At 46.2% G+C, this 25,317-nt stretch carries 25 protein-coding genes; 13 read left to right on the forward strand and 12 right to left on the reverse strand.

The window, feature by feature from the left end:
- Positions 1-65: 65 nt before the first annotated feature.
- From Q502_RS12675 to Q502_RS12685, 3 genes are all read left to right on the forward strand, one after another.
- A complete protein-coding gene (locus Q502_RS12675; RefSeq protein WP_099828591.1) occupies positions 66-605 on the forward strand; it encodes an HdeD family acid-resistance protein in 540 nt (179 codons plus the stop codon).
- A 360-nt stretch (positions 606-965) separates the two neighbouring features.
- A complete protein-coding gene (locus Q502_RS12680) occupies positions 966-1,391 on the forward strand; it encodes a linear amide C-N hydrolase (protein WP_243392181.1) in 426 nt (141 codons plus the stop codon).
- Positions 1,372-1,920: a linear amide C-N hydrolase gene (locus Q502_RS12685; RefSeq protein WP_165775316.1), complete on the forward strand. Its 549-nt coding sequence runs from the start codon at positions 1,372-1,374 to the stop codon at positions 1,918-1,920. The genes Q502_RS12680 and Q502_RS12685 overlap by 20 nt, the downstream gene beginning before the upstream one ends.
- Positions 1,921-2,566: 646 nt before the next feature.
- Here the strand turns inward: Q502_RS12685 and Q502_RS12690 are convergent.
- From Q502_RS12690 to deoC, 3 genes are read right to left on the reverse strand one after another with little or no spacing between them, the layout of a single operon-like run.
- Complete coding sequence (locus Q502_RS12690; RefSeq protein WP_099828594.1) at positions 2,567-4,087, reverse strand: FGGY-family carbohydrate kinase; 1,521 nt, start codon at positions 4,085-4,087, stop codon at positions 2,567-2,569.
- A gap of 32 nt (positions 4,088-4,119) precedes the next feature.
- Positions 4,120-4,788 (reverse strand): transaldolase family protein, encoded by a 669-nt coding sequence (locus Q502_RS12695; RefSeq protein ID WP_099828595.1) that lies wholly within the window; start codon positions 4,786-4,788, stop codon positions 4,120-4,122.
- A 28-nt stretch (positions 4,789-4,816) separates the two neighbouring features.
- The gene (deoC, locus tag Q502_RS12700) at positions 4,817-5,515 is read right to left on the reverse strand and encodes a deoxyribose-phosphate aldolase (RefSeq protein WP_099828596.1); all 699 of its coding nucleotides are present in this window, start codon (positions 5,513-5,515) and stop codon (positions 4,817-4,819) included.
- 260 nt (positions 5,516-5,775) lie between these two features.
- On the opposite strand from deoC, the gene Q502_RS12705 reads away from it, so the two are divergent.
- Genes Q502_RS12705 through Q502_RS12720 form a run of 4 tightly spaced genes read left to right on the forward strand, consistent with a single transcriptional unit; the run spans position 5,776 to position 10,116 of the window.
- The gene (locus tag Q502_RS12705) at positions 5,776-6,786 is read left to right on the forward strand and encodes a LacI family DNA-binding transcriptional regulator (RefSeq protein WP_099828597.1); all 1,011 of its coding nucleotides are present in this window, start codon (positions 5,776-5,778) and stop codon (positions 6,784-6,786) included.
- Between the two features lie 26 nt (positions 6,787-6,812).
- The gene (locus Q502_RS12710) at positions 6,813-7,877 is read left to right on the forward strand and encodes an SIS domain-containing protein (protein WP_243392187.1); all 1,065 of its coding nucleotides are present in this window, start codon (positions 6,813-6,815) and stop codon (positions 7,875-7,877) included.
- Between the two features lie 32 nt (positions 7,878-7,909).
- Positions 7,910-9,019 carry an N-acetylglucosamine-6-phosphate deacetylase gene (nagA, locus tag Q502_RS12715; RefSeq protein WP_099828599.1) on the forward strand — a complete coding sequence of 370 codons (1,110 nt, stop codon included), beginning with the start codon at positions 7,910-7,912 and terminating at the stop codon, positions 9,017-9,019.
- Between the two features lie 35 nt (positions 9,020-9,054).
- Positions 9,055-10,116, forward strand: coding sequence for a GAF domain-containing protein (locus Q502_RS12720; RefSeq protein ID WP_099828600.1), 1,062 nt, complete (start codon positions 9,055-9,057; stop codon positions 10,114-10,116).
- Between the two features lie 857 nt (positions 10,117-10,973).
- Here Q502_RS12720 and Q502_RS12730 read toward each other — a convergent pair.
- Together Q502_RS12730 and Q502_RS14920 are read right to left on the reverse strand one after the other, a co-directional pair.
- Entirely contained in the window at positions 10,974-11,126 is a 153-nt protein-coding gene (locus tag Q502_RS12730) for a hydrolase-like protein (RefSeq protein ID WP_243392182.1), read from the reverse strand.
- 98 nt (positions 11,127-11,224) lie between these two features.
- Positions 11,225-11,461, reverse strand: a complete 237-nt coding sequence (locus tag Q502_RS14920) for a hypothetical protein (RefSeq protein WP_258001578.1) — start codon at positions 11,459-11,461, stop codon at positions 11,225-11,227.
- A gap of 98 nt (positions 11,462-11,559) precedes the next feature.
- Between Q502_RS14920 and Q502_RS12740 the strand changes: the two genes are divergently transcribed.
- The 6 genes from Q502_RS12740 to Q502_RS12765 all read left to right on the forward strand — a co-directional run bounded on the left by Q502_RS12740 (position 11,560) and on the right by Q502_RS12765 (position 17,854).
- Positions 11,560-12,897 (forward strand): MATE family efflux transporter, encoded by a 1,338-nt coding sequence (locus tag Q502_RS12740; protein ID WP_102818701.1) that lies wholly within the window; start codon positions 11,560-11,562, stop codon positions 12,895-12,897.
- A gap of 297 nt (positions 12,898-13,194) precedes the next feature.
- Positions 13,195-14,298, forward strand: a complete 1,104-nt coding sequence (locus Q502_RS12745) for an ABC transporter substrate-binding protein (protein ID WP_099828603.1) — start codon at positions 13,195-13,197, stop codon at positions 14,296-14,298.
- 65 nt (positions 14,299-14,363) lie between these two features.
- Positions 14,364-15,305 carry a branched-chain amino acid ABC transporter permease gene (locus Q502_RS12750; RefSeq protein WP_099828604.1) on the forward strand — a complete coding sequence of 314 codons (942 nt, stop codon included), beginning with the start codon at positions 14,364-14,366 and terminating at the stop codon, positions 15,303-15,305.
- A 5-nt stretch (positions 15,306-15,310) separates the two neighbouring features.
- A complete protein-coding gene (locus tag Q502_RS12755) occupies positions 15,311-16,357 on the forward strand; it encodes a branched-chain amino acid ABC transporter permease (protein WP_099828605.1) in 1,047 nt (348 codons plus the stop codon).
- Positions 16,354-17,148 carry an ABC transporter ATP-binding protein gene (locus Q502_RS12760; protein WP_102818702.1) on the forward strand — a complete coding sequence of 265 codons (795 nt, stop codon included), beginning with the start codon at positions 16,354-16,356 and terminating at the stop codon, positions 17,146-17,148. The genes Q502_RS12755 and Q502_RS12760 overlap by 4 nt, the downstream gene beginning before the upstream one ends.
- Positions 17,138-17,854, forward strand: coding sequence for an ABC transporter ATP-binding protein (locus Q502_RS12765; protein ID WP_099828607.1), 717 nt, complete (start codon positions 17,138-17,140; stop codon positions 17,852-17,854). The genes Q502_RS12760 and Q502_RS12765 overlap by 11 nt, the downstream gene beginning before the upstream one ends.
- A gap of 10 nt (positions 17,855-17,864) precedes the next feature.
- Here Q502_RS12765 and Q502_RS12770 read toward each other — a convergent pair whose 3' ends face one another.
- The 7 genes from Q502_RS12770 to Q502_RS12800 all read right to left on the reverse strand — a co-directional run bounded on the left by Q502_RS12770 (position 17,865) and on the right by Q502_RS12800 (position 25,241).
- Complete coding sequence (locus tag Q502_RS12770) at positions 17,865-18,494, reverse strand: glycerol-3-phosphate acyltransferase (RefSeq protein WP_099828620.1); 630 nt, start codon at positions 18,492-18,494, stop codon at positions 17,865-17,867.
- 10 nt (positions 18,495-18,504) lie between these two features.
- A complete protein-coding gene (locus Q502_RS12775; protein WP_099828608.1) occupies positions 18,505-19,275 on the reverse strand; it encodes a DUF1295 domain-containing protein in 771 nt (256 codons plus the stop codon).
- A 9-nt stretch (positions 19,276-19,284) separates the two neighbouring features.
- The gene (locus tag Q502_RS12780; RefSeq protein WP_102818703.1) at positions 19,285-21,099 is read right to left on the reverse strand and encodes a DAK2 domain-containing protein; all 1,815 of its coding nucleotides are present in this window, start codon (positions 21,097-21,099) and stop codon (positions 19,285-19,287) included.
- Positions 21,100-21,235: 136 nt separating this feature from the next.
- The gene (locus tag Q502_RS12785; RefSeq protein WP_099828610.1) at positions 21,236-21,436 is read right to left on the reverse strand and encodes a cold-shock protein; all 201 of its coding nucleotides are present in this window, start codon (positions 21,434-21,436) and stop codon (positions 21,236-21,238) included.
- A 185-nt stretch (positions 21,437-21,621) separates the two neighbouring features.
- The gene (locus Q502_RS12790; protein WP_258001580.1) at positions 21,622-23,037 is read right to left on the reverse strand and encodes a hypothetical protein; all 1,416 of its coding nucleotides are present in this window, start codon (positions 23,035-23,037) and stop codon (positions 21,622-21,624) included.
- Positions 23,024-24,304 (reverse strand): DUF58 domain-containing protein, encoded by a 1,281-nt coding sequence (locus Q502_RS12795; protein ID WP_112109490.1) that lies wholly within the window; start codon positions 24,302-24,304, stop codon positions 23,024-23,026. Before Q502_RS12795 ends, Q502_RS12790 begins: the two co-directional genes overlap by 14 nt.
- Positions 24,291-25,241 (reverse strand): MoxR family ATPase, encoded by a 951-nt coding sequence (locus Q502_RS12800; protein ID WP_112109489.1) that lies wholly within the window; start codon positions 25,239-25,241, stop codon positions 24,291-24,293. The genes Q502_RS12795 and Q502_RS12800 overlap by 14 nt, the downstream gene beginning before the upstream one ends.
- Between the last annotated feature and the right edge of the window lie 76 nt (positions 25,242-25,317).

Here is a 25,317-nt window from a genome sequence, read left to right on the forward strand (position 1 = left end):
AGATTAAGTGATAAACTCAAGATAATAGAACCATTCTCTTACGAATGGGGAAAGGTGGCGATAGTATGGCAGAAGCAAAGAAATTTGACTGGATTTCTCTTCTTGTAGGTTTCGTTCTTGTTATTGGTGGAGTTTTCTCTTTGAGTCATCCTCTGTCGACATTCTTAACCCTTGCAATTATGCTTGGTATAGTAGTTCTTGTAAGAGGGATCATGTTGATAGTTGCATTCTTTAAGTTGGAGGACAGAACCGGTGCAAAGGTGTTTTTTGCCTTGATACTCGGGATATTGTTGGCTATTACCGGAATCATATTCCTTTTTAGGCCTCTCTTTGCAGCGAATGTATTTGCTTTTATTATTGCTATATGGTTTATAGTTGATGCTATCAACAATCTTATAAACGCCGATAGGCTAAAACCTGCTGGAAAGGGAATTTACTTTTTAAGTATAGCATTAAACGTGTTCGTTCTAATTGGCGGTGTAATTCTTGTCCTGCATCCTTTAATTGCAGGTCTTTCTGTTGCGATAATGATCGGAATTACTCTGCTGGTTTTCGGTACGAACCACATAGTGTTGGCATTTATCGGTAAGGAGTCAGAAAAATAGAGTCTGTATTTATTCTTTTTGTTCGTCCATATAAGTAGTCTATAAAGCTAGACGGGAGTGGGTTGCAAACCCCGTTTTGATTCTTATTTATCTGTTACTGTCTACAATCCTATTTCTGAGAAAAGTATGGGTATATACTGATTACGTTTGGCTCTGGAAATGTCTGAACAGTTCGCTTATCGGAAGAGCTTGTTTGTTTTGGGATTCATTTCGTAGCCTTCAATTCAACCGTCAAAGTAGGTAAACGAGTGAGAAAACTGACATTAGTTATTGTTGTGTTGGTTTTCCGTTTCGTTAGGATGTACTGAATTCCTTCTTTCGCTTGAAAAGGGCAATGGACTGGTTATTTCAGGCAGAAGCATGGAGTTTTCGCATGCACTTGATTCTAAAGTTGTTTTTTTCAACAGAGGCGACAGTTTCAGCAGTCATATGCCGGACGGCTCTGAAGCGATATCCTGGGAAAGCAAATATGGATTTGTGGGTTTGAATGCCTTTGGCCTTTTGACAGCTATCGCAGATGGAATGAATGAGAAGGGTTTGTCTTTGAGTGCCCTTTGGTTGCCTGGAACTGAGTACGAAGAGGTTGTCCCCTCTTCGGATCCTTCGAAGGTAATAGAGTTGTTCGATCTTCCTGCGTGGATTCTTCTAAATTTCGACAATCTTGATTCTTTGAAGAGAGCTCTCAGCGAGTTAACCATATGGGGAGAAGTGAATGAATTGCTCCAGGAAGTACCTCCTCTTCATTTGTCTTTATATGATAGCTCCGGTGGAAGTATGGGTTGTTGAATTCATTAATGGTGAGGTGAGTATTTACGAAAATCTAAATGGAGTTCTGACAAATTCTGCTGAACTTCTGTGGCACCTGTCTAATTTGAGGAATTATGTGAATCTAAGCCCTTATATGAAAGAAACAGAGATAAATGGAATAACGTATAAGGGAATTGGTTTTGGCAGTGGTTATGTTGGAATTCCGGGTGATGGAAGTCCTCCTTCTAGATTTGTTAGAATAAGTTTCTTAAGAGAGTTTTCTGATCCAGTTGAGACAGAAGAGGAGGGAGTAATGCTCACCCGTCATCTCCTAAACACAGTAGATATTCCCGCAGGAGTTTCGAAAAGAGAAGAAAGTAGTACAGAAGCTTTTGAAAGTACTCAATGGGTTATGATAAAAGACAATAAGAAGCTTAAACTTTATTTCAGAACCTATGATTGTGCCTCGCTATTTGTTGTCGATTTGAATGAAGTCGACTTCTATTACGGAACTAAGCATGAATCTATAGATGTAGATAAGCCGTTTTCGGCTATTGATGTCCTGTGATTCATTTTCAATCTGAAATGGTTGCATAAGCAAGAATTATGAGTTGCTCAAAGTTGCTTTGTGTCCCATGAGGAGAGTAATTTGCTTTTATCTGTATCCTAATATATCTTTATAAATAATAATAATTAGGTATGTTCAAAACTCGTTGAAAACCCTTGGAACGCTTTGATGTGGTGGAATTGACTGCGTGTTCATAACTTTCCGGCTTTGAACGAAGTGTGTAGAAAAGCCCTAGAGACCACTCCGAGAAAGAAATACAAGTTTGTTCATAATTCAACGTCTGTAACCATTTGTTTTAGCGCAAAGGGAAGAATCGTAAGGTTTTTGAATGGAATAGAGGAAGATAGCAAATGTTCAAAAGTTTTAGTGAGTGAATAGAAAATGCACAAATCATTGTCGGAACTGACCTTTGAAAATGCAGTTTTGAACCCCCGAGAGAGGCCGACTTGAGAATGGTTTCGTCGAAAAGTCGGTAGTTTTGAACATCGTGTGTTCAAAAAGCGGGTAGATTAAGAAATTGATTTCTCGAATTTGTGAAGAAAGGGAAGTCAGTTTCTAGAAGCTACAAAGAATAAACAGGGCGCCGCGGATGTAGCTAGACTTTGGCTGCGGCGCTCTGTTCTGGTACAACTCCCGTTAAGTGAGCTTAGCCCCTTCTGATTCCGGCAAGCCCTTCATAAGTCTTCCTGAGGGAACAGTACGACTCTTTGAAGAGGCTGTACAGTTTCAGGTAGCGCTCTTGCTCATCCCGGATCGGTTCAATCTTATCCACGTCTTCAATGAATCTGCGAACCGCCGAGAAATTGAAAAGACCCGAACCAACACCGGCAATTATCGCTGCTCCGATTGAGGTTGCTTCATCTACGTTTTCCGGAACGGTCAGTGTCTTTCCAAGAACGTTTGCTAGAACTTTCTTCCATATATTGCTCTTTATTCCTCCGCCGATTACCCTGATACTGGTGATTGGCAGAGACTCCTCCAGGGTATCGAGAATCCATTTGAGATTCATTGAAACGCCCTCGATAACGGCCCGGACCATATCTAGCTTCTTGTGAGAGGCAGACAAACCAATGAATGTTCCCCTGGCATTGGAGTCCCAGATTGGGCTTCTCTCACCAAGCAGATATGGAAGATAGATGATCGGTTCGCCGTGACTTGGAGAATCGAGCAGCACTCTGTCCAGATAGCTGTAAACGTCTTGTTCGTTCCGATACAGGAAGTTATCCCCATACAGCATGTCTTTAATCCAGCTGTACGAGCTGCCACCGGCTTGCATGGTTCCTGAGGGGAAGTAATGTCCTTCGATCGCATGGGCTCCAGTGAAGACTCGCATTTGCCTATCCAGTAAGGGTTCTTTCGTTATCGTTGAGATCCACGATGAAGATCCGAGATAGAGATAAGTATCGCCGACTTCAACTGCACCTGCCCCTACAGCTGCACTACAGCCATCTCCAGCCCCCAGAATCACTCTACAGGATTCAGAGAGACCAAGATCTCTGGCCACATCAGACTTCATCTTCCCAAGATCGGTAATTGAGGGGAGAACCTCTGGTAATTTCGAATTGTCGACTTTGAGGGCTGAGATCATTTCTGGAGACCACGAAAGTTTCGAGATATCAAATAGAGACGTCATAACCGCATCAGAAAAATCCGTTGCGAATTTGCCGGTGAGGCGCAGGTTTATGTAATCCTTTGCTTGAAGAAACTTGTATGTACCTTCGTATACATCCGGCTCGTTCATTCTCAGCCAGGCGATTTTCAGTCCCTGATAAGTTGGAGAGAGCCTTGAACCGGTTATTCTGTAGATATCACTCTCTGAGAAAGTCGAGAGAAGAGCTTTCACTTGCTCAGAACTTCTTGAATCTGCCCAGATTATTGCTCTCCTGAGCAATCCACCGGATTTGTCTACAGGTACAACCGCCATCATCTGACCGCTTATACTTACGGCCGAGAGATCTTCTGCGGAAATTCCGGATTTACTGACAAGATCTGAAGTAGCCCGGCAGAAGGAAGTCCACCACGCTTCGGGATCTTGTTCAACCATTCCTGGGCCGGGATAGAAAGTCTCATAGCCGAAAAAGGACGAAGCCACAAGGTTTCCAGCCTCGCTGAATAGGGTTGCCTTGTCGCCTGTCGTTCCAAGGTCGTGAGCCATTATATACTTCAAGATAGAACCTCGCTTTCGGCCGCAAATAGAACTCAGGACTTAAATGGAACCCATTCACGGTCTTTTATTGAATCCCAGTCTGCATCAAAATTATCAATGGCCTTCAGTGTTCCGCTGTGAGCAAAGAACTCACTGTACATACTTACGGGAAGCGACATACCGTATATTGGGAGTTCGGCCATTTTAGAGATTTGAGTTAGTGTCTTGAAGCTTGCTGCGATGAGCTTAGTCTCATAATCTCCGTTTGTAATAACCTTTTGCATACTCTCCACAACCGAGAGGTCAATCCCTAGATTCTCTATTCTGTTTGCGTATGGGGCAACGTAATCGGCACCTGCTTCGGCTGACATTAGTACCTGCGGCACCGAGAAAACACCAGTAATCAGGGCAGGGATCTTCAGCTGCTTGAATTCTCTTAGAACTCTAATGCCCGTTCTGGAGAAGGGAATCTTGAGTATTATCCTTTTGGGATCGAGTTTGAAGAGCTCCTTTCCTTCTCTTATCACTTCGTCGTAGTTTCTTGAGGCACACTGAACGAAGAGAGAGCCAGAGAATCTCTTCAACATCTCCTGAATGACTTCAAGAGGCCTCCTTCCAGTTCTCTTCAAAATACTCGGATTAGTGCTGATTCCGGAGAAGAATCCTAGATCGAACAATTCACTTATAGCTTCTACGTTTCCGTCATCAATGAACAGTCTCATAGATACCTCCATTTGATTCTTTGCTCTTTCACGGCAGATCGGTCTGCCCTGGGTACTTGTCGACAAATTCCTTGTAGATCTCTATGGCGCTGCTTGAACCAAAGATATCCGCTCCCGCAGCGACGAAATCCTCTACCTGAGAGAGGGTCTTCACTCCGCCGGATACCTTTATTCCCTTCTTGTCTCCAACAACGCTCTTGATTATCTTGACGTCATCGACTGTGGTTGCTCTGGAGCCATATCCAGTTCCTGTCTTCACAAAATCAACGTGCGGCAGATTAAGGAGTATAGAACAAGCCTTCTCTATCTCTTTACTTTCGAGATAAGAGACTTCAATGATCACTTTACAGGTAATACCCTTAAGCAGTCCTGAAAGATATGAGATCTCCTCTTCAAAGTAATTCCAGTCACCCGACTTCATTGCCGATATGTTTGCCGTTATGTCAATATCCCTGACTTCAGGACCTAGTGCCAGAGCTTCATTTATCATATAAGCCTTGGTTTCGGTTGAATCAAATCCGAAAGGGAAGCCCGATCCACAGGCCGCCGAGATATCTTTACCCCGAACGCTGGCTACCACTTTGTCCATCAAATACCAGGGAACTACAACCGCTCTGAAATCGCAAGCAACACTTTCTTCAATGAAAATCTCCGCCTCTCGCCTTGTTGCGGCAGCCCTCAGAAGAGTGCTGTCAAACCTTTTTTGAAAACTTTTAATTGTCTGCAAAGATGCACCTCCAAGATCAAATAAAACAAAAAGCTCCAGGAAACCCAAAGAACAATCATGAGAGCGTTCTCACTTATTCATACAATACCATTATAACCACAAAACACAAAAAACTAATAGTCAATTTAGGAGCTAATTTAATCAATGTTGGTAAACTTGACACAACTTAAGAGAATAAGCTAGAATAGATCAAAGCATATGATACCGTTATCACAAAGAGGTATTTATTTGCCGCAAGTATTCTTGGAAGGTGATTGAGTATGGCAGCGACGCTGGACGATATAGCAAGAGAGACCGGGCTTTCCCGGGCAACGGTGGCTAGAGTAATGGGAAAGTACGGATATGTCAGCAAAGAAGCAAGAGAGAAGGTCTTAGCAGTCGCCAAGAGACTCAAGTACAAGCCGAACTACATTGCGAGAAGCATGGTTACTGGAGAGACTAAGAACATAGGATTGATTGTAGGTGACATTCAGAATCCCTTCTTCTCTACAATTGCAAGAGCCATAAGCGATGTGATAGTACCTGAAGGATACAGTTTGATTGTTACGAGTACAGATGAAAGACTGGATGTTGAAATAATCTCTATAGATAAGTTCTTTCAGAAGCAAGTAGATGGATTGATTCTCGCTCCCGTTTCACGAACTAACTCCGACCATCTGAGAGAGTTGGTCAAAGCAAAGATCCCGATCGTTCTCATTGACAGGGTTATTGAAGAACTAGACGTAGACATGGTAGTCAGCGATGACATTGGGGGTAGCTTTGAGGCGACCGAATACTTGCTGAAGCTTGGCCATCGAAACATAGGATTCCTGTCGGATACTCTCGATATCAGCACCAACTACGAAAGAATTGCGGGTTATCAGAAAGCGCTTGAGGCGCACGGAATAGAACTAGACCCTTCCTGGATCAAACTCGGAGGGTTCAGAGTAGATGGCGCTTACAAGAGCGGTGTGTCGCTTTTAAGCCGCAACAAGGACCTGACGGCAGTTATTGCGACAAACAACTACATGGTTGCGGGGTTGCTTCTAGCTGCAAAGGACATGGAAGTCAGAGTTCCAGAGGATTTGTCCGTTGTGAGCTTTGACGATATAGTTTGGTTTGACCTGGCTAACCCACCAATAACGTCGGTTGCTCAGAATACGAGAGAGATAGGGAACCTGTCTGCCAGACGAATTCTGATGAGTATAAGAGGTCAGAGAAACGAAACGGAGCTTACCAGACTTCCTACAAAGCTGGTAATTAGGGAATCATGCGCAGCACCGAGAAAGTGATTAGACTTCTTGATAGATATTTGGAGGTGTTTGGATTGACACTGGATGATTTTTTGACGGATGCGAAGCAGAGCGTATTGTTTACAGCCCCATCTCTTGAGAAAGACCTTTCTGCCTTTCTCGAAGAACATGCCGGAAGGATTAAGGATCTGGCAAAGGCTGCTTTAGATAAAGGTTATAAGCAGATCTACTGGGTGGGAAGCGGCAATTCTTGGTGTAACCTCTACTCTGGGGATTATGTCCTTAACAAGATGACTGATGTGCCCTCGAAATACTACAAGAGCTACGACTTCATTTGGGAGAACCCTGCAAGGCTTGACAAGGAGGCGCTTGTGGTACTTGCTTCTTTTTCGGGGAATACCGAAGACACGGCAGCCGCGCTAAGATTTGCCAATGAAAAGGGAGCTACAACGATTGCATTCACAAGTAAACCAGACAGCATACTTGCAAGAGAAGCAGACGAGGCAATCGTGTACAACTCGAATGGCCTATTCATTCTACCTCTTGCGGGAGCTTTCATATTCAGTCTCGAAATCGCGAGACTAAAGGGAAAAGACGTATCAAAGCAGTTGGAGCAGATAGCGATGATGCCAAAACTTTTAGGCAGGATCTACAAGGAAGAGGAACCGAGGGCTTATCGACTCGCAAGAAAGTATCAGGACTGCGATCTCTTCTATGTTCTTGCAAGTGGAGCGGCCTATGCGATAGGCTACAAATTTGGACTCACGGTATTCATGGAGAACATGAGAATCAACGCTTCTTTCATGGAAACCTCTGAATTTAGACACGGCCCTGCCGAAATGCTAGACGGCCATAAGCCTGTAATGGTCTTCCTTGTTGGAACTGACGAATCGAGAGACATGAGTGAGAGAGTTATAAAGATTGCAGAATCTAATGGCGCAGAGGTTATTCGGTTCGACGCAAAGGATTATGGCGACTTCGATCCGCTGTTTGCCCCGTTCCTTCTGATGATCCCCTTGCAGTGGTTTGCAGTCTATTCTGCGTACTACAGAGGCATCTTCGATCTCGATGAAAGAGTTCTCATGGGAAGAGGAAAGATGTCCACTGGCAGTCAGATAACCTGGCCATGATAAGAAAAAAACGAGATAGTAGGTGAGGATAAATGAGATTCGAGAACGTGTTGGTTGTAGATCCAATAGACGGTGAGTTTGTTGGAAGAGTAAAGATAGAAGGAAACGTGATCTCTGAAGTAAAGCGGATTACCGGAACCATGGAGTACGAAGGGATAATTATGCCGGGATTCGTCGATCCCCATACGCACGGTTCTGTGGGAGTTGACGCGCTTTCCATGAATGAGAAAGGTCTCAGGAAGTGGGAAGAGTTTCTTTATTCGCAAGGAGTGACTTACTTCCTTCCAACCACGATGTCCTCGACTCCTTCGGCTGTCCTTTCCGCAGCCAGAACGGTTAAAGACTATCTGGACGACAATCCGGAGACTTCGGTAGGGGGAGTTCATTATGAAGGCCCCTACTTAAGTCTCAAAAGGAAGGGAGCACAGAATCCAGAACTTATAAGAAGGATAAATCTTGAGGAGATAGAAGAGACCCTTATAGAGCCGGTAAGGCTAATTACTATAGCTCCAGAACTGGAACGTTTTTCACAGGCGCAAGATCTAATACAAAAACGAAATATTACTGTGTCGCTAGGCCACACAGATGCATCTTTTGATGACATGGAAAGAGCATATAATCAAGGTTGCGATAGAATCACGCACTTTCCGAACGGAATGAATACTCTTCACCACAGGGATCTGGGCTGTGTGGGAGCTGTGCTGTCGCTTCCCTTCTCCGTAGAGATGATTATGGATGGAATCCACTCCTTGCCGGGCTTTGTGAAGCTCGTTTACGACATTAAAGGCGCTTCAAAGATCATGATAGTTACCGATACGATTGACGCCACTGCTATGCCCGATGGGGAATATGAACTCGGCGGACAGAAGGTTATACTCAAAAACGGAAGACCAAGGCTCGAGGACGGTACAATAGCCGCAGCCGTTCTTGTCTTCAGCGAAGCCGTAAGGAATTTCAAAACATTTACAAACTGTTCCCTCAAAGAGCTCGCTAGAGTATCGTCTTTCAACGCCTTGAGCTCTCTGAAGATAGAGGATAGAGGAAGACTATCGAGAGGCTATAAAGCAGATCTTGTTCTGCTGAACGAGGATCTTCAAGTAAAGCAAACTGTTCTGGGTGGGAGGACTGTTTTCAAATACTGAGTAGAGTACATTCTACCTGATTTCGGGGGAATCCAGTGAAACCGATAAAAGTCTACATTATTGACAATGGAACAGCAGAGATCAAGACTCTTTCCGAGAGGATTTCAAATCTCAGGTGGAATATCCATGTTGAAACGGTTTCTGAGGATCCTTTTCTCGGAGGAAGGGCTTCAGAAAGTAATCAGTGCTTCACGCTGAACAAGTCTCTCAGGGTTAAGTATGAAGGCTTCTCAAGCCTGATAGACGATCTGATCTTTCTCGTAAGTCTTGACGATCCTTCCAGGCCGGGAAGAATTGTTGAGGCCAATAATAGTGCAGCCGAGAAGCTTGGATATTCTTATGAGGAGCTTCAAGAGATGAGTTTTTACACGATAGCAGGTGATCTTGATTCAGAGATGAAGAAAATCAGAGCCGATCTGCAGGTTAAGGGGATGTCTACGACCGATTCATTCCTTACTATGAAAAGTGGTGATAAGCTTCAGGTGGAGGTTTGCATGAAGGTGCTCGATCTAAACGACAGCATAGTAACGATGGTCGTGGCCAGAGATACCAGTGCCTTCAGAAAGATGGCAACAGAACTTCAATGGCGAAAAAACTTCGAACGCGTGATCTCGGAGGTTTCGGGAACACTGAAGGAGTTCGAGAACATAGATGATGCGATAGATAAGGCGCTCAAACATCTCGGAGAGCTGACTTCAGCCGACAGGTCTAACGTATTCCTTCTTGATTACAGGAACGAGCTGGTTAGAAATACCCACGAATGGTGCAAAGAAAGCGTCAGAAGCGCAAAACCTTTTCTTCAGAAGATACCCTTCAAGGAGTTTCCCTGGTGGATGAAGGAGCTTCAGAAGGGCAAAGTGCTTTCCTACGTAGTTAATGAGCTCCCTGAAGAGGCAAACAGAGAGGCCGTCGTTCTGGCTCGGCAGGGCATAGTCTCGCTAGTAGTAATTCCGATCTATTCAAGGCAAAGGCTGATCGGTTTTGTTGGCCTTGAGAGGCTTTTCGGGCAGTTCGAGTGGAGTAAAGCAGATATTGAGCTCCTTGAAGTATTCGCAGGACTAATATCGGGAGTCATCGAGTACTCGAGATTCATGTGAACGTTCATCGGTATCCTGATGTTAGTCTCTTAGAACCGTTCTGGGGTCTAGGGTCTGTTAAGAGCGTTAGAAGCTGTTCAGGGAGAGCGGCTGTTTGTTCCGATGCTGCGCGTCCAGGTTCTTCGCCATTGGTCAAGATTCCGCAATGCTCAAGCCAGAGCCGTCCTTGGGCCTTCGTCTCAGAGCTTGAACCCGTCCTTAGAAAGAACAGTTGCGAGTTGCATGTTCCAAGTTGCAAGCATAAGAACCGCTGTGCGCTTAACAACAAGGACCCGCTGAACGCTGTGAAGAGCCGTCCTTAGTCCTTCGTCCCAGATCATGGACCCGTCCTTGGCGTTGGGTTGGGAAGAGCCTGAGGTCAGAGGCAAGAGGTCGGAAGAGCAGATCTGGAATCCCCAGTCTTTTCCTACTTCACGTCATCTGGCATGATTCTGGCCAAGATCTTGATCCATCGGGAGAGTGGACATAAGATCAAGATAATCAAGAGCCTGACACAGCATATCTTGTTAAGGGAGGAGGAGCATCATATGATTTCTCACCAACTCTCTGACTTATGGGAATGATGAGCTCAAGAGGGGATTAAAGAGCTCTTAAGGGCTTTTCAAGATCTCAGATCCTTATTTGGCCTGTTTGCTTTCCTTTTCCCTCTACTCTATTAATGAATGGTTTGACCAAAAGCTAAGAACAAATCCTCGCTCTGGAACGAAGAACATGTTCTCCCCGGCGAACGGAGAACCGCTCAACGGTGAACCGGTTTCTCTTGCTCTTTCGAACCCCCAACCCAGGTTCCTCCAAAGCCCAGATCCTGAACAGGAGCGCTTCAGGATGACAGAATGGTTTGTTCTGATCAGATTACTTTAATTTGCTTGCTCTTTTTCTTTGGTTTTTGCCTCCTGGTGCGTAAGCGCCAGCATCACTTCCCCGGATTCCCTTCCGGGCATCACTTCCTCGCGCCAGCGAGCCTCACTTCCTGCCGGAGGCAGCATCACTTCTGTTCTTTCTCTTACCAACCCCCGACCTCCGACCCCCAACCACGATTTTCCATAAGACCAGATCCTGAACAGGAGCACTTCAGCTGACAAAGTAAGTTCGTCCTGATCAGATTACTTTAATTTGCTTGCTCTTTTTGTTTGGTTTTTGCCTCCTGGCGCGAAAGCGTCAGCATCACTTCCCCGGATGTTCCTCCGGGCATCACTTCCTCGCGCCAGCGAGCCTCACTTCCTGCCGGAGGCAGTATCACTTCTGCATTTTGCAACTGATCTTTTGCTCTTACCAACCCCCTACCACGGGCGGCGTGCAAAAGTATCACTGGCGCGCAATTTCCATCTAGTTCGTTGTTCTTCAAACCTCTGACCACCGTCCTCTAACCTCGGCTTCGCTTCGTATTTCGTAACGAATATGTTATAAATAAATTGGTACGCATTCGAAATCATAGGAGTGAATATGAAACGAGTCAATATACTGAATGAGAAGATGATGGCCGCTCTCTTGAAATTGTCCTGGCCAGCGGTTATCACCATGTTATTTCAAACAGTCTACAACATGGTTGATGCTTACTGGCTTGGAAAACTAGGGAAGGTAGAGATCTCTGCACCGACGATTGCGTGGCCAGCGATATTTCTTCTGATTTCTATCGGTGGCGGACTTTCCGTAGCCGCGCTCGCACTTGTCTCTCAGAATATCGGAGCGGGCAGAAAAGAAGAGGCTTCTCATGTCGCCGGACAGGTAATATCGATAAGTTTCATTGTTGCCGTTGTTGTAGGTCTGCTTGGAGCGGTCTTTTCCGAAATGGTCTTGAAGCTTCTCAGCATTCCACCCGAGCTTCTCTCGGTGACAAATACGTATATGAGAACCATCTTCCTTGGAGCTCCGTTTACCTTCACAATGTTCACCTTCAACTCACTCTTCACTGCCATAGGAGACACGAAAACCCCGATGTATCTGATGGGAATTTCCGTATCGGTGAATGCAGTACTCGACCCACTTCTGATCTTCGGAATAGGCTTTCCGAGACTTGAGGTCTTTGGGGCGGCGCTTGCTACAGTTGTTTCCAGAGGACTTATAGTAATAGTTGCGACAGTCATTTTGTTCAAGGGGAAGAGAGGGTTCAAAGTCCAGTTGAAAGATCTCTGGCCAAGGTGGAAGACTCTTACTAGAGTTCTGAGAATCGGTCTGCCGTCTTCGGCCGGGCAGTCGATAACGGCACTTGCCTTTCTGATAATAACTTCGATAGTTGCCAGATTTGGCTCCGTGGCAACTGCCGCTCTCGGTGTAGGCAACAGAATAACATCGCTTGCAACGATGTTCTCATTCGGCCTATCTCAGGCAACATCATCGATGGTTGGGCAGTATCTCGGGGCCGGAAGGAAGAATGATGCTTATTCAGTTGTATGGAAAGCGACGGGAATAAATGTGCTGATTGTTGGAATAATCTGCACAGGGACATTCTTCTTCGGAAAGGAAGTCACCGCATTCTTCATAGACGACCCGCTCGTTCTTATCGAAGGCGAGAAGTACTTCAGGATAGTCTCCTTTTCGATACCCTTCTTTGCTAGTTACAACATATTTGATATGGCCTTGAGGGGATCAGGTCACACTGTGCAGTCTATGGTACTTAACATCTCAAGATTGTGGGCTATCCGTCTCCCATTGATATATATATTTGGTCTCTCTCTTGGAACCACGGGAATCTGGTACGCAATGCTCATCAGCAATCTTGTAATTGCTCTTGTGGCGGCCGTTGTTATTCTGAGTAAAAGTTGGCTGAACCCGGTAATATAGAAGTCGCAATGTCAAGTCTATTCAGAGGCGACTACATCCGCTTACACCCGATGTCTTCGATATGTTACCAAAATTCGCTTCATTGTTGCATTTGTTCATATTTCCTTATCGTCTTTAGTGGTAGTATTCGTACAACATGCAAGAGCTCGTATATCTTCGTTCGAGCTAGTTACGCGTACTTTCGGGGGAATAATTAGCTTAGAACTCTGAATTTTGCACCTGTGAGGATTTGTTGAGATCTCACGATTATTGGGTTAGTCTCATTCACTTGTAACCACTTCAGGAGGAGGTAGAAGTATGAGAAAACTCTTTGTAATTCTTTTGGTCGTAATTCTTTCCGTGTCAGCACTTGCTTCAATCAAGGTGGGAGCAATTCTTCCTATGACGGGTGGAGTCGCTGCCTTTGGCCAGATGATTTGGCAGGGTGTCGAGCTCGCTAATGAGCTCTTTCCAGAAGTACTTGGGGAAAAGATCGAAATTGTCTTGCTTGACAACAACTCCGACAAGGTTCAGGCCGTTAACACCGCCCGCCGCGCAATAGAACAGGAAAAAGTAGTTGCGATTATCGGCCAGGTGATAAGTTCGAACACGATCGCAGGAGGAACGGTTGCAGAAGAGAACGGAGTCGCGATGGTATCACCAAGTTCAACTAATCCTCTCGTAACGCAGGACAAGAAGTATGTTTCTCGTGTCTGCTTCAGCGATCCATTCCAGGGAGTCGCGGCAGCTTTGCTTGCATTCAACAACATGGGTGCAGAAAATGTTGCCGTCTTCGTAGACGTTGAGCAGGATTACGCGGTCGGATTCGCGAATTACTTCAAAGAGACTGCACTTGTGCTCGGGGGGAGCGTTTTCTATGAGTATTACAAATCTGGAGATCAGGACTTCACCGCTCAGGTCTCTGATGCTATATCCAAAGGAGCCGGTGCCTTCTTTATCCCTGGGTACTATCAGGAGATAGCCCTTATTGCTATCCAGGCAAGGCAGCTGGGTTTTTACGAACCGATAATCGCAGGTGACGGCGCGGCCGTTCCCGAGACGATTGAAATCGGAGGAGATGCCGTCAACGGTTTGTACTTCACCACTCACTACGATGCCGGAAGCCCTGCGCTGACTGAGAACGCAAAGCTCTTTGTCGAAGCGTACACTGCGAAGTACGGCGAAGCACCAGGAACATTCACTGCCCTCGGGTTTGATACTTATCTCGTTGTAAGGGACGCAATAGAACGTGCGGGGAGCACAGATAGAGAAGCCATTGCCGTGGCCGTTAGACAGACAAAGGATTTTCCTGCCGTGACGGGGATAATCACGATAGATGAAAATGGCGATGCGATAAAGTCCGTAGCGATTGTAAGGATCGAAGACGGGAAGTTCGTGTACGATACAACGATCAATCCATAGAGCAGGCGGGGCTTTAATCGGCCCCGCCCTCTTCTTTCTCTTTCCAATCGGCCGGAGGTGTGAACTTGGATCCTAAGACTCTCTTACAGAACTTTGTCAACGGTCTCAGCCTTGGTTCCCTCTACGCATTGATAGCCATAGGTTATACGATGGTGTACGGAATCTTGAGGCTGATCAACTTTGCTCATGGAGATATCTTCATGATGGCTGTCTACTTTGCGTTTTTCTTTGTTACGCTGGCGCAGTTACCGTGGTATCTGGCCGCGGTACTCGCGATCTCTTGTGCGGCACTTCTTGGATTCACGGTTGACAGGATCGCCTACAAGCCGATAAGGAATGCACCGAGAATATCTGCGCTAATAACTGCAATCGGGGTCTCTTTCTTCCTCGAAAGCCTTGCCGTCGTCATCTTTTCGGGTATTCCCAGATCCTTCAGAACCATCTTCCCTCAGTCTTTGAACGAGATGATAATAATCGGAGGCCAGGTCGAGATGAAGTACGGCAGAGAAGTGATAGTTGGAGGAATAAGATTCCCCGTCATCTCCCTCATAACGCTAATCGTTGCTGCAATAGCACTGGTCTTTCTTTGGTGGTTCATCTTCAAGACGAAAGTTGGGATGGCGATGAGAGCCGTTTCTCTCGATATCCAGACAACATCGCTAATGGGTGTGAATGTTGATAAAGTGATTGGAATGACGTTTGCTCTAGGTTCGGCGCTTGCGGGAATTGGTGGCATACTCTGGGCGATCAGGTATCCACAGGTGTGGCCTTACATGGGATTCATACCTGGAATGAAGGCGTTTGTCGCCGCCGTTTTTGGCGGGATAGGGTCGGTACCGGGAGCGGTGCTCGGTGGGCTGATACTTGGAATAACCGAAGTAATGATGGTCGGGATAATGCCTGGAGCAGCAGGTTACCGGGACGCATTTGCTTTCATCATTCTGATTGTTATCCTTTCTGTGAAGCCTTCAGGGCTCATGGGTAAACCGGAAATAGTGAAGGTGTGACTGGTATGTCGAAAAAGACCAAGACTCTACTCACGCTGTCTGCCCTGCCGGTGATAGCGCTTCTCTTGTTTCTCTCGCAGGAACTGCTGAACAGCTACTATTCAAGAATAATAACTCTAATCGGAATATATGGAATAATGGCGGTAAGCCTCACACTTGTCAATGGCATTTCTGGTGTCTTCTCCCTTGGGCATGCCGGCTTCATTGCACTTGGTGCATACACTTCGGCCCTTTTGACTCTCTCTCCCCAGCAGAAGGAGATGACTTTTCTAATCGAGAAGCTGATCTGGCCCCTAAATTCGATCCAGATCCCATTTTTCTGGGCGACGATAATTGCGGGCTTGGTTGCTGCATTGTTCGCCTTCTTCATCGGATGGCCATCTCTTAGGCTCACCGGTGACTACTTTGCTATTGCAACTCTCGGTTTCTCCGAGATAATAAGAATCTTCGCTCTCAATCTCAATTCGATCACTAACGGGGCACTCGGTTTGAAGGCACTTCCCGATTACTCAAATGTTTGGTGGGCATGGGGTTGGCTACTCGTGACAGTCGCATGTGTGATGAGTCTTTCTTACAGCTCCTTTGGAAGGGCCTTGAGAGCTATTAGAGAAGATAGAGTAGCGGCTCAGGCTATGGGTATCAACGTCTTTAAACATCAACTGATGGCATTTGTAGTAGGAGGTTTCTTTGCGGGTATCTCAGGCTCTCTGTACGGGCACTGGCTAAGCACAATAGATCCCAGAACAAACACTTTTGGCATCCTTCTCACATTCAATGTGCTGATAATGATCGTGCTTGGAGGTCTGGGGAGCATAACAGGAGCGATTATAGGGGGTGCGCTATTCGCATTCTTGAGCGAATGGCTGCGATTCCTAGAAGGTCCCATGAATCTATTTGGCTTAAAAATCGTGGGGATGAGCGGGATGAGAATGCTTGTTTTCTCCGGCCTCTTTGTAATAATAATGATCTTCTGGCCCAGAGGAATAATGGGAAGGAGCGAGTTCTCCTGGGAGGGGCTCGTCTCACTCTTCAGGAGAGGAGAAAAGAAATGAGCCTTTTGACTCTAGATAATATTACGATGAAGTTTGGAGGACTCACAGCCATAGGAGAGGTAAGTCTTGAGGTAAAGGAAAGAGAGATATTCGGGCTTATCGGACCTAACGGAGCCGGTAAGACAACAGTATTCAACATGATTACCGGCCATTACAGGCCAACAGAGGGGCGAGTTCTATTCAAGGAGAAAGAGATAACGGGACTGCCGCCGGACAGAATTACCAGAAATGGAATTGCCAGGACTTTTCAGAATATAAGATTGTTCAAGGATCTCACAGTTCTCGAGAATGTTATGGTGTCTCAGCATCATACTATTGCCAGCAATGGAGAGGCTATGAGCTGGTTCTTCAAGAGCGTTTCAAGAATCGGCTATTCGCAAAAGGAAAGTGAAATGAGATCTAAGGCGGTGGAGCTCTTGAGCGTTTTTGATCTTGACGGACATGCAGACGAGAAATCTAGCTCTCTTCCTTATGGTTCACAAAGACTTCTTGAGATTGCTAGAGCCATGGCTACTGGTGCAACTCTACTCCTTCTAGACGAACCGGCCGCCGGAATGAATCCCTCGGAGACAATTGGCCTGGTGAATACCATAAGGAGAATCCGGGACGACTTTGGCTTAACCGTATTGCTCATAGAGCATGACATGAAGCTTGTGATGGGTCTATGTGAGAGAATAATGGTTCTAGACCATGGGAGGACGATTAGTGAAGGAAATCCCGCCTTTGTTCAGAAGGATGTGAAGGTTATCGAAGCCTATCTGGGAAGGGAGTGGGTTACCGTTGGGAAGTGAAATCCTCACTGTAGAAGAACTTCAGGTTTCCTATGGAGTTATTAAAGCCGTTAAGGGTATTACCCTCTCCATAGAAGAAGGCAGTATTGTGACGATAATCGGTTCAAACGGAGCCGGCAAGAGCACAACGCTTGGAGCTATCAGCGGCTTGATAAGACCATCCGGAGGATCCGTATCGTTCAGAGGGAATAGCATAAACCGACTTGGTGCCGCTAGAACAGCAAGAAGAGGAATATCTCTCGTGCCTGAAGGAAGAAGAATATTTTCGAATCTTACGGTTAGGGAGAACCTTCTAATGGGTGCATACAACAGAAAAGACAAATCGGAAATCGAAGCGAACTTCGATACGGTTTTATCCCTCTTCCCGGTACTGAGAGAGAGACTTAAGCAACTGGGCGGGACGCTCTCAGGTGGAGAACAACAGATGCTGGCGATAGGCCGCAGTCTTATGGCAAACCCAGATCTGATTATGATGGATGAACCTTCACTTGGTCTGGCGCCGATTGTCGTCGAAGAGGTTTTTCAAGCGATTCATGAATTGAATTCGAAAGGCGTGACGATTCTACTTGTAGAACAAAACGCAGCAAAGGCGTTGGAGATATCTGAATACGCTTATGTACTGGAAACCGGCAAAATAACTCTCGAGGGGCCTGCAAAGGAGCTCCTTGAGAGTGAAGAAGTTCGAAAAGTTTACCTGGGTATTTGAGAAATGACCCTCAGGTCTCTTCTTGTATGGCCTTTTTCTTTTTTCTTATGTGCGCCCTCAGCCCCGGTTCTTCTCCACGCAAAATCCTTTGGATATTCTCGAGATTTCTGCCTATCATAATCACTGCAATGGGTATCAGCAGAAGAGATATTCCCCATCTGTATCCGAAGATTCTGAAAAGGAAGATCATTACTGAAGAGACGGCGATAACACCCGGAGCTGCGTAGTCCGTAATCGCGATAAAAGCGAGAAGTATGACCATACAGATCAGCGCGACCTGGTAATCAAGACCTACGAGGCCACCGGCCAATGTGGCAGTTCCCTTACCACCCCTGAACTTCAGAAAGATGGGATACATGTGGCCGATTGTCGCGAAACTTGCCGCAATGAAGAGCATCTGATATGTCCAATGAGCTGAGAGCCCTTTGATTATAAGAATCGTGCCCATTCCCTTCATGAAGTCAATTGCCCCTGTTAGTATGCCAATCTTCCAGCCTTTAACGGCCACCATATTTGAGGCGCCCATGTTTCCTGTGCCCTGCTTTCTTATATCAAACCCATAGAGAATCTTCCCAAAAAGAAACGCTGTTGGAATAGATCCTACTAGATAAGCGAAGATGGCGGAGTAAACAACTTCCATGTCAATCACGCTACTTCTTTCGTGGGAACCAGGGAATGAAGGCGTTGGTCTCTTTCAAGTACTCTTTGAAAGCAGGGTAATCTCTGTACTTCCTCTCCAGATAAGGTACCCCCGAGACGAATCTCAACAGTATGGTTATGGTTATCGGACTTATGATAGCCCAAAGTCCGCCATCGATAGAAAGGGCAATCACGAAAATGCCCCACCACTGCACGGCTTCTCCGAAATAGTTTGGATGCCTAGAGTACCTCCACAGCCCTCCAGTCATAACCTCTCCTGGCTTCTTGGTTTTCACAAAAGCCTTTAGCTGAGCATCGGCGATCGATTCGACAGCAAACCCGGAGGCCCATATCAAAATGCCGAGTATATCGGCAAGTCCAAATTCCCGGCCTGAATGGCTATTTATCAACATGACGGAGTACGATATTATTAACATGAAAACCCCCTGGAGCATATAAATCTGAAGGAAGGATCTTACAAGTACCTTGTCTCCCCATTTCTCCCTCATCTGTAAGTAGCGAAAATCCTCTCCCCGTCCCCAATTCCTTCTGAATATGTGGGTACTCAGCCTCGTTCCCCAGAATGTGATCAGCGTGGTTGTGATTATCTGCCTGGCGTTGAACTCACCGTACACGAAGAGCGTGAAAAAGGCCACCATAACGAACCCGGCACCCCAGCCGATGTCTACGACAGAGTTATCCTTCTTCGCTGTCCCGATTACGAAGAATGCAGACATATAGGCGACTACGACTAAAGCATTGAAAAGGATCACATATGCCATCATTGCACCTCACTTTATTCTTACATCGGGGGCCCATGTGTCGCTTTTGCAAAGTACTGAAACGCTTATAGCTCCAACTCCTGCGCTGATGCCGACAACAGGAGAGACCTCCATTATGTATTCAGGCTTCCTGCCGAGCAGTTTGGTCAGACTGTCTTCATAAGCCTTTGCCGTTTTATGAGCGTGGGCATGGGTTATATTGTATGAGACAACGTTGCACTTGCGGTTCAGCTCCTCGACGAATCCAAGTATCTTCTTCATATTGCCCAACTTGCTGAAGGCCTTTCCATAAAGCTTTGAATTGCCTTCCCTGTCGACTGAGACTATTGGCTTCAAATTCATCACCTTTCCCACAAGTCCAAGAACAGGGCTTACCCTCCCGCCTTTCACCATGTATTTGAGAGTATTGACGCTTACGAAGATCCTCGTGTTTTTTGTCAGGGACTCGATCGTCTCGACGATATCATCGTGGACACTCCCTTCTTCGATCATCCGGGCGGCCTTCAGTGCTAGCAGGCCGATCGATCCGGAAACATGGCGGGAGTTGATAACACTGATCTTCTTCTTTAGTTTTTCGGCGGCTTTGGTGCTTGCGTTCCACGTGCCGCTGAGTTTGTCTGAGACATGAATGGCGATTATTGAGTCATAGTGAGTTCCTAGAAAGTGGTAAAGGTTCTGGAGAGTGTTCATACCAGGTTGTGCTGAAACGGGGTATTCATCTGCGGAATCGAGCAAAGAATAGAACTGATCGGCCTTCATGGTTATCTTGTCCAGATACTGGCTTTGACCAAAGTTCAGATAGAGAGGAACCATCTGAATCTGGTAGTAGTCTATCACTTCCTTCGGCAAGTCGCATACCGAATCAACAACGAGAGCGATTGGGTATTTCCGTTTCTGGCTAACTCTATACTGCATCTCCATGTCGTCAACCTTCTGCTGAGTGACAGCACCGAAATCTTTAAGCTTGTAAAACAACTCAGCCGGTTCGTTTGTGTGAACATGAATTCTTACTTTGTTCTCGGTGCCGGCAACAAGAGCGGAGTCTCCAGATTCGCTAATGATTGACTTAATTCCTTCGATATTTAGTTTAGTACCTTCAATTATCGCTTCAGTACAGAATCTATTCTCAATGTTCCCTTCGTCGATGTGAACGTGACTTCTTAGCTCAACATCAGGGATTATCTCATCTTCGAGATTCACACCCTTGCCGCTTAGAAAGGTTTTGATCCCTTCGATGAAGGCAACAAAGCCCTTTGCGCCGGCATCGACTACGCCGGCCTTTTTCAGTATGGAGAGTTTCTCAGGGGTTTCTTCGAGCGACTTCTGGGCGACTGCGTGCGACTGAGTTATCACTTCGAGCAGCGATTTGTCGGAACCGTCAATAGTACTGAGAGCATCGGCCCAGTCTTTCATAACGGTCAGCATAGTTCCTTCAACTGGAGTAACCATTGCGTTATAAGCGTAGGATATTGCTTCTTGAGCCGCTCGTGCGAAAGTCTGCCTGTCTATGCTTTCACGATTTCCTATTGCAGTACTGAGCCCATGCATGTACTGGGCAAAAATCGCTCCTGAATTTCCCCTCGCACCCATTAAAGCAGCATCAGCGATTGATCTGGTCGTCTTGCCTATCGATTTGGAGACAGAGGTGAGCTCAAGTATATACTTCATCGTTGAGGCGAGATTAGTTCCGGTGTCACCGTCTGCGACCGGGAAGACGTTTATCTTGTTCAGATAGTTTTGCTCCTTGATGACAGCCGTAGCACCCGAAGAGAAGGCACTGAAGAACATGGTTCCGTCAAGTAGATTCATTGATCTGGAGTCCATCATTTCCTCCCGTTGTTTAGTTTGATTATTGATATGTTAGCACAAGGATGAATGATTAGTCAGATGATCATACGGGAGAGCGACAAAAAAATCGCCCGCTAAAAGCGGGCGATCCGGTTCCTATATGGACAATCGATTACTTCGCAATTCTAACTTTTGCTGCCTGAGGACCCTTTGGACCGTCTTCAACATCGAATTCGACTCTCTGTCCTTCGTCAAGGGTCTTGAAACCGTCCATCTCAATAGCTGAAAAGTGAACGAAAACATCCCCACCGTCATCCTTAGTAATGAATCCATAACCTTTTGTTCCGTTGAACCACTTTACTGTTCCTGTCATACCTAAATGTTCCTCCTTAAAACTACCTTGCACCACTTGCAAAGCGATAGTGTCCTTTGGACAGATTGATTATAACACAGACTTTCGAATAAAATGCAAGTTGACCGCAAGATTAATTTGATTATTTCTAATATTCAGGCATTTTGTCTTTGAAACAATCACCAAAACAAAATCCGTAAAATCTTTTACATGCCATTGATAGCCGTCTCCAGCGATTTAATTAGTTCCAAGAAAAGTCTTTCGAATTTCTCGCAGCTGGTTCTTTCCGGATCGCGATTTCCATACTTGACAGGAACATATATCGCTGTCAGTTTGGTCAACAGACTTTTTGTTATGCCCTTTGTTTGCCAGACCAGTTCATACGGAGTCAGCTGACGATAATCGCTAAAGTACATTTCTCTGAGCCATTGATAAGCTGATATTATGAACTCCTTCCCTTCTTCATATGCGGGGAGTTCGGTTACAATGCGATGCACTTCCTCCTCGATTGGTTCTTCTGCCTCAGGCGTCGAAGGATTCATCTGGCGTCTTCTAGTGATAAAGAATACCATGTAGGCAAGAGCCGCCGAGAGAAGGGCTATACCGGTGAGGGTGGCAACTCTTAGGATCAAGTAGAACGACCGCCCGGCACTGGCAGTTTCTACAAACGGAGGCTCGCCTTCCTCCTGCCGAGCAACTTCCCCTCCAGAGGAAGGCATAGAAGTTGAAAGATCGCTGGAGATACCGCCTGTTCCAAATACGATATCTTCTGAAAGCGGTAACGATCTTAGATACATGAAACCCCCGACAAGAACTACAACTACAGATACCAATATCATAAGAGGCGGAACAAGTCGTACCCACCCTTTGAATTCTCTCAGAGCCTTCCTTGCCACTGAAATCACGAGAATCAGGATGATTGTGTAGAACCCAAAGAGAAAGATAGAATCTATGAAGCCGACTTCGGGGACCTCTTCTGGAATAGCGATTTCAAAACCGCCGTCGGCTCTCTGTGCCATTGAAGATTCTGCTTCTTCAGAGAAGAATGAAGGTTGCTCCTCGTCTCTCGAAGACTCTATCTCGCTTTCTGAGACCTCAGAGACAGCGGCTCTGTTTGCTGAAGGAATCAACCCTCCTCTGTAATCGCCCAGAAGGGCTATGGCCAGCAGAGGAAGAAGGACCGCTAGAGTAAGGAAGACTCTTGGTGCCTTCGGTATTAGAAGCAGTCTTACGAATATCAATATCAGAGTGACATAGGCTCCAGTGTGGTGTAGAACGGGACTAACCGAAAGAGAAAATCCCACAATGAAGACTCCTGCAACTGAGATGTATTCGTTTCTGTCCATCGAGAGAACGATTCCTGCCATAGCTCCCAGTGCGGAAACCGACAGAGCTAAACCGCTTCTCAAAACTCCAAACAACAGAATAGTTGTTGTGAATAGCAGGATTGGAAGAAGCAAGTAGACGCTGCACCCCGTCTTTGTTCGTCCGAGGTAAAAGAGAAAGGCTACAAGTCCAGCAAGACAGACGGCAAAAACGGCTCCTCCAGCGAAGAACAACTGCACGAAGCAGATCAAAAAGACTGTAGCGGCCCCCGTCAGCGAGGTTCTATCGATTCTCAAGATCGATCAGCACCTCCTGGATCGACTGATTGTCTCCTACGACACGTACGATTATCTGTTCCTGTTCAAGAAGGGCGGCACGCCTTCTGAGCTCTTCGATAGTTCTGGGAAGCATTTGGTAAGAGATAGTACGTTTGGTCCACGGTTCTCTGGGATTGAACGGAACAATAATAACAACTACACGGCTTGAGTGTGACCTTGCTTTAAGCAGATGCGGCAGGATCTCCTCTCCGAGATAAAGCGAGACTATTACGACCGTAGTTGAGGGATCGAAGCGTTCAAGATCTCCTTCCAGAACATCTGGAAGCTGGGGGCCCTGATCACTGCCTTTACTTTCGGAGAGCGCTTCGGCGAAGTCTGTCCAGTCTCGGCCCGAATCGCTCAGCCTAAGTATCTTCTCACCGACAACTACGAGTCCTATACTTCCTCCAGTTTCATATGAGAACCTGACAAGACCAAGAGCAAGCTGGACTGCGATCTCTTCATAGTCGATTCTGATTTTCTCCCACACATCGCGGGCGAATATCTCCTTTGAAAGGTTGAGGTCGAGGTAGAGCAGGGTTTTGCTAACGGCGGTGTAGCCAAACTCCTTGCTCATGAGTTTTCCGAGCCTGGCAGATGCGTTCCAGTGGATCCTGTTAAGAGGCTCTCTTTCATACTCCTTAATACCCTTGAAATCGACCGGGTCCTCCATCAACTGGAAATCGCTCCGCTTACCTGGAAGGAGTTCCCTGAGTCTCAGGGGAAAGGAATCGAGATTCAGGACTCTTGGAAGCACAAGAACGGATTCGACTGCCGAATATGTTGCAGTATGCGAGAAAAACCTAAGCGGATCTCTTGAAATGAGAACTACACGCGATATATCTTTCTTACCTCGCTTCCTGAAAGTCAGCCTAGTTTCTACTACAGAGGTATTGTCCGAAGAAAGGATTACTGAACTCTCCTCGGATCCAAGGTATTCTCTCTCCGCTCTTATGACAGGAAATATAGTACAGTTAAGAGATACCAGAGAGCCACCTTCGATTGTGTATTCAACAGTGAGAGATTCACCGGAGAAAAGCCTTTCTCTATCCGGGGAACGACTGATAACTAGCTTTCTTATAGTCGCTCTTGTGATGCAGTAATAGAGCCATACAATTGCCGAGAGAGTGAGGAATGTTGCCGAATACGCGTTGAAGAACAATATCGACCAGCAAATGGAAACTGCCGTCATTATTATTAGCGGTTTTCCTTTTGAGTTTATCTCCTCGAGTTCAAGCCTCTTCATAGTCTATAGGGATCGGTACAGACTCGACGATGTCAAGAACGATTTCTCTGCTGGATCTCCTCATGAGACGGGCTTCTGGCTTGATCATAATTCTGTGAGAGAGAATATCTGGAGCCACTTCCTTTACATCGTCGGGAATGATGTAATCCCTGCCTCTCAGTCCGGCTAGAGCCCTGGCGGTTTCCATCAAAGCGATTGAACCTCTTGGGCTAGAGCCTAGCTGAACATCTTTGTGTCTTCTTGTTGCATTGACAATGTTGACAATATACCCGAGAAGGGAGTCCTCAATTGCGACCTCTTTGACCAGCCGAAGGACTTCGTTCAACTCCTCGCAATTGGAAACAGATCCTAACGAAGCTATCGGATGCTCCCGAAAGATTCCCTTAAGAAGACTCTTCTCGCTTTCCTCGCCTGGGTAGCCCATTGTCAAAGATATGGCAAATCTATCCAGTTGAGCTTCGGGAAGAGGGAAAGTCCCTTCAAATTCGACGGGATTTTGAGTCGCAATAACGAAGAAGGGATGCTCCATATTGAAGGTCTTGCCGTCTACTGTGACTTGTCTCTCTGCCATAGCTTCGAGTAGGGCAGATTGCGTTCTCGGAGTTGTTCTGTTCACTTCGTCGATGAGAAGAATCTGGGTGAAAACCGGCCCCCTTCTGAATGTGAACTCATTGGTCTTGAGGTTGAGAATACTGATGCCCGTAACGTCTCCTGGGAGAAGGTCGGGAGTACACTGCAGTCTGTTGAAATCGAGTCCCAGGGAAATGGCCAGACTTCTGGCCAACATCGTCTTCCCAACTCCAGGTACATCGTTTATCAAGACGTGGCCGCCGCTCAGAAGGACTGCGAGAACTCTCTCGATAATAGGTTCTTTGCCTACTATCACTTTCGATATGTTATTGGTGAGCTTGCTTCCGAAATCTTCAATGGAAATCATAAACCACCTCTTCAAATTCTATGACCTGTAGAGTCTAGCACAGGTCAACGCAAACTATCAAAGATATGTGACTCCC

The organism is Mesotoga sp. Brook.08.YT.4.2.5.2., assembly GCF_003351125.1.
In the GTDB taxonomy this organism is placed as follows: Bacteria; Thermotogota; Thermotogae; order Petrotogales; family Kosmotogaceae; genus Mesotoga.